This window comes from Microcoleus sp. Pol8_D6 (assembly GCF_036700965.1).
In the GTDB taxonomy this organism is placed as follows: domain Bacteria; phylum Cyanobacteriota; class Cyanobacteriia; order Cyanobacteriales; family Microcoleaceae; genus Microcoleus.
Window position 1 is genome coordinate 1 of sequence record NZ_JAUBPW010000140.1, and the last position, 3,871, is coordinate 3,871.

Below are 3,871 nucleotides of genomic sequence, written 5' to 3' on the forward strand. Positions count from 1 at the left end.
GTTAACCAGCCACCGATGGCTAGGTAGGCGCAGGGGAATAGCAGGATGCCAGACCAGCCTACGAAGACGAAGCGATCACGTTTGAGCCAGTCGTCGAGGACATCAAATATGCCTCTTTCGGTCTGGGCGCGTCCGACTGCGATTGTCATTTACGCAAATCTCCAAATTGATATAATTACAACGGATCTGTCTCTAGTCATGAGTTTTCCACCGTTGCCTCTGCTTAGCAGAAAACAAGTTGGATTATGAACAGAGTTTACTTTTCTTTACCGTATTGACGATTATAGAGGTAATTCTTTACAAGAGCAAGTTTTTATTAAAAAACTTCCGACTTTTGACTTTTGACTTGGGGGAAGTCCGCGAAGCCCTCGAAGTCCCCGAAGTCTTTGCCCTGCATTTGGGAAATTCTACTATATAGATAGGAGTCTCTGCCCTTTGCGTCAGCAGCCCGGTGGCTTGGTAGATATATCGCCCTCAACCTCTGATTTTTCTAAGAAACTGGGTTTCCGTGGGTAAGTCCTATATATATACTGAGGATAGAGCTCCAAACTTAGGTTTTTAAGACTATATGTTCAGCATTGACATCATTGTGAAGAATACGCCCGTCTCGCTGTCGGTGCAGCGGAAGTTGGAGGAGGACGCTGAGACTGTTTACCAGCAGGTGCTGGCGGCGATTCGCAACTCCCAACCGCAAATTTTGGAACTCACCTGCGAGAAAAATCCTGAGAAAAAGGTGGCTGTACTCAGCAGCGAGATTTCTGGCGTGGTGGTTTCTCAGAAATCGGGGGCGTCATCTACAGGCAGATCCCCTGGTTTTGTCTCGATGACAGCAGAATGAGGGCTGGGGGTGTTGGTGCCGATATGAGCCAGTCAGCGGTTGCTGTGCGGGATTTGGGTTTTTGCTGGCCGTCGGGCGATCGAGTGTTGCAAGGTTGCTCTCTGGATGTACCGAAGGGCGAGTTTTGGATGCTTTTGGGCACTAACGGCAGCGGCAAGTCTACGCTGTTGAGGCTGATGGCTGGGCTGCTGCACCCCCAGTCGGGGGAAATTGACCTCGGCGGGCGGGTGGGTTTTGTGTTCCAAAACCCGGATCACCAATTGGTGATGCCGACGGTGGGTGCGGATGTGGCTTTTGGTTTGGTGGAGGAAAAGCTTTCTAACGTTCAGGTGCGGGAGAGGGTGGCGGAGGCTTTGGAGGCTGTGAATTTGCTGGATTTGCAGCGGCGGCCGATTTATGCTTTGAGTGGCGGTCAGAAGCAGCGAATTGCCCTGGCTGGGGCGATCGCCCGTCACTGCGAAATTCTGCTGTTGGATGAACCGACGGCTTTGTTAGATCCTGATTCTCAGTTGGATTTGGTGGCGGCGGTGCAGCGGTTGGTGAAAAATCGCGGGATTACGGCTTTGTGGGTGACTCACCGTTTGGATGAGTTGAATTATTGTGATGGGGCTTTTTTGTTGGAAAAGGGTCAAGTTGTCGATCGGGGAGATCCGGCGCGTTTGAAGCAGCGGTTGATGCAAAGCCAAGATGTTTAGCTGTTAAGCAATGCTTGAGAATTAAGTCATTCGGCGATTGAAATCGCTTCTACAAAAACGAAGTCTGCCTCCGCAGACTAAGAGAAGGGCTGCACGCCAAATTAATCTCGCAATCCTCGATCGCGCAACCAAGCATCTGCCCAAATTGTATCGGCTTCTGACAGCGGTGGTATGACTTCCCAGTTGCGATAATCTATCTTCAGGTCGTAACTTGCTATGTCGTAAATTTGAGTGAATAATTCCTGCAAATTGATTATAGGTTCGGTATCGCCCGATCGCAGTGGCAAAGGAAAGGCAGGCAGCGGGTTCTGCACGTTAAAAGCGTACAAATCTGCTCTGGGACGGCGATTTCCCCGACACACCAAAACGCTATAGTGGCTTTCAATGTCATTGCCAATTACTGGCATTTTTTGACCGCGCCGCAATAAATCTATTTCAATTAAATGAGTGCGACTGGATAAAATTTCTTCTCGCTTTTCTTCGTACATTTGTCGTCCTTTTCCTGTGCGCTTATTGCTAGGTGAGAGGATTTCAATCAGGGTGATTAATTCTTGGTTTCCTCTTTCTCTAATTTCTAAATAGCCTTCCCGAACCTGGTAGGGCATGGGAATATTTACTGTCAATGGTTGTGTTGGTGGCGCTGCAACGGCTACGTTTGATGTGATTAATTCGGTTGTGGTTCTTGGCTGAATTACGTTTACATCAGGAATGCCAATTGATAAATTGTCGTCAGAGGTTTCATACATTCTCACTTCTACAGACACTAAATACTTAGGACGTAGCTGCGGAGATAATAATCTGGCAATTTCAATAATTAGCCAGTGGTGTAGGGCAGGCCAGAGTTCGGGATGCTCTAAATATGGGTCCATACCAGGAAAGGGAGATGGCATTGATTTGACTCCTTGACTTAAGTCTATTTACAGTTTAGCAATGTTGTTTTGCGAAAATTAGGGGCGATCGCACTTCCGGTAAAATAGAATAATTGCTATTTGTGGAAGCGCGATTCCCTACGGGATAGCTCCGCTTCACGCACTTTTCAACAATTAAACTTCGATCAGCAATTGTGTTTGAATTGGAACGCTGTTTTCATCCAACACAGACACCGCATTTACGAACACAATTGTATGCGGGACTGCCGGCATTAAGCGGCGCAGCGCGTTGAAGTAAGATTCGCCATCGGGGCGGCGGCTGAAACGGGCGACTGTTAACCGCTGACAGTTGGGGAGGTGGCGAATTAGATGCCAAGGTTGAAGTCGATCGCGATATGTCGATTGTTTTGGTATCATAGGAAAATCCTTCCCACTTTTGTGGGTGGTGAATGAAAGGCGATCGCTCTAGATTTCTCAGGTCCGAGGGCGATCGCTAATTTTATAATATTACTCTTATGATACGTTCGTATCGGCTGTCAAGTGCAAGATGGGTCTAATTCGGTTGCGGGTTCGAGAACTAGCTGAGGAAAAGGGTTGGACGCTTAAAGAAGTTTCTGAGCGATCGGGCATTCCTTACAGTACGGTTAGAAGCTATGCCCATTCTCCCAAGCTGGCAACGGTAGATTACACAGCTTTAAACAAAATGGCTCGCGTGTTTGATATTGCGATCGAAGATTTAGTGGAGATTTTGGAAGAGTAGGCTGATTTTTTGCTGGGAATATGGGACGAATTAGGCTGCGAGTTCGAGAATTTGCTCAAGAAAAGGGCTGGAATCTAACAGAAGTCTCCAAAAGAACAGGTATCCCATATACCACGATCATTACCTATGCCAATTCTCCTGGCATGGCTACCGTTGACTACACAGCTTTGGACAAGATGGCTCGTGCGTTCGATATTGCGATCGAAGATTTAGTTGAGATTTTGGAATAATAAACTGATTTGTCAGCAGGAAGATGGGGTTAATTAGGTTGCGAGTTCGAGAACTAGCTGAGGAAAAGGGTTGGACGCTCAAAGAAGTCTCTGACAGAACGGGAATTCCCTACAGCACGGTTAAAAAATACGCCCAAGCTCCCAAAATGGCAACGGTGGACTATACGGCTTTGCAGAAACTTGCTGCTGTCTTCGATTTGATGGTGGAAGATTTGGTTGAGGTTTTGGAACGGTAAACTGATTTGTGATTTAGTTTTTGCACTTCTTGCAACAGTCCGTCGGGGGTTGAAACCCCCGCCTCAAAGCTCAAGTCGTCTAAAGACGACTGAAAAGGCGATCGAGTTCCGCTTCCATCGTTTTTTTTAAATTTTTAATCAATCCTTTCTTCAGTCCACTTAAGTGCTGTAGTTTAGACTAAAGAATGAGCGCAGCTAAAAGTAGCCACCTTTGAATCTCAGGCAAGCTGTTGCTCAAAAACT

The 3,871-nt window shown here is 47.1% G+C and carries 8 protein-coding genes and 1 pseudogene; 6 read left to right on the plus strand and 3 right to left on the minus strand.

Annotated elements, in window-relative coordinates; genetic code table 11:
• A pseudogene (locus tag QUA10_RS28625) lies at window positions 1-149 on the minus strand (photosystem II D2 protein (photosystem q(a) protein)); the annotation flags it as partial.
• Window positions 150-238: 89 nt separating this feature from the next.
• On the opposite strand from QUA10_RS28625, the gene QUA10_RS28630 reads away from it, so the two are divergent.
• From QUA10_RS28630 to QUA10_RS28640, 3 genes are all read left to right on the plus strand, one after another.
• A complete protein-coding gene (locus QUA10_RS28630) occupies window positions 239-418 on the plus strand; it encodes a hypothetical protein (protein WP_333085597.1) in 180 nt (59 codons plus the stop codon).
• A gap of 150 nt (window positions 419-568) precedes the next feature.
• Window positions 569-838: a hypothetical protein gene (locus QUA10_RS28635; RefSeq protein ID WP_190663726.1), complete on the plus strand. Its 270-nt coding sequence runs from the start codon at window positions 569-571 to the stop codon at window positions 836-838.
• A gap of 23 nt (window positions 839-861) precedes the next feature.
• A complete protein-coding gene (locus tag QUA10_RS28640; RefSeq protein WP_281363590.1) occupies window positions 862-1,533 on the plus strand; it encodes an energy-coupling factor ABC transporter ATP-binding protein in 672 nt (223 codons plus the stop codon).
• Window positions 1,534-1,634: 101 nt separating this feature from the next.
• On the opposite strand, the gene QUA10_RS28645 is transcribed toward QUA10_RS28640, so the two are convergent.
• Entirely contained in the window at window positions 1,635-2,423 is a 789-nt protein-coding gene (locus QUA10_RS28645; protein WP_333085598.1) for a DUF4058 family protein, read from the minus strand.
• Window positions 2,424-2,576: 153 nt separating this feature from the next.
• Entirely contained in the window at window positions 2,577-2,819 is a 243-nt protein-coding gene (locus QUA10_RS28650; RefSeq protein ID WP_333085599.1) for a hypothetical protein, read from the minus strand.
• Between the two features lie 130 nt (window positions 2,820-2,949).
• Here QUA10_RS28650 and QUA10_RS28655 point away from each other — a divergent pair, with 130 nt between their 5' ends.
• Genes QUA10_RS28655 through QUA10_RS28665 form a run of 3 tightly spaced genes read left to right on the plus strand, consistent with a single transcriptional unit; the run spans window position 2,950 to window position 3,628 of the window.
• Window positions 2,950-3,162, plus strand: a complete 213-nt coding sequence (locus QUA10_RS28655) for a helix-turn-helix domain-containing protein (RefSeq protein ID WP_006635455.1) — start codon at window positions 2,950-2,952, stop codon at window positions 3,160-3,162.
• Window positions 3,163-3,182: 20 nt separating this feature from the next.
• Window positions 3,183-3,392, plus strand: a complete 210-nt coding sequence (locus QUA10_RS28660; RefSeq protein ID WP_333085601.1) for a helix-turn-helix transcriptional regulator — start codon at window positions 3,183-3,185, stop codon at window positions 3,390-3,392.
• 23 nt (window positions 3,393-3,415) lie between these two features.
• Entirely contained in the window at window positions 3,416-3,628 is a 213-nt protein-coding gene (locus QUA10_RS28665; RefSeq protein WP_333040772.1) for a helix-turn-helix domain-containing protein, read from the plus strand.
• Window positions 3,629-3,871 lie beyond the last annotated feature (243 nt).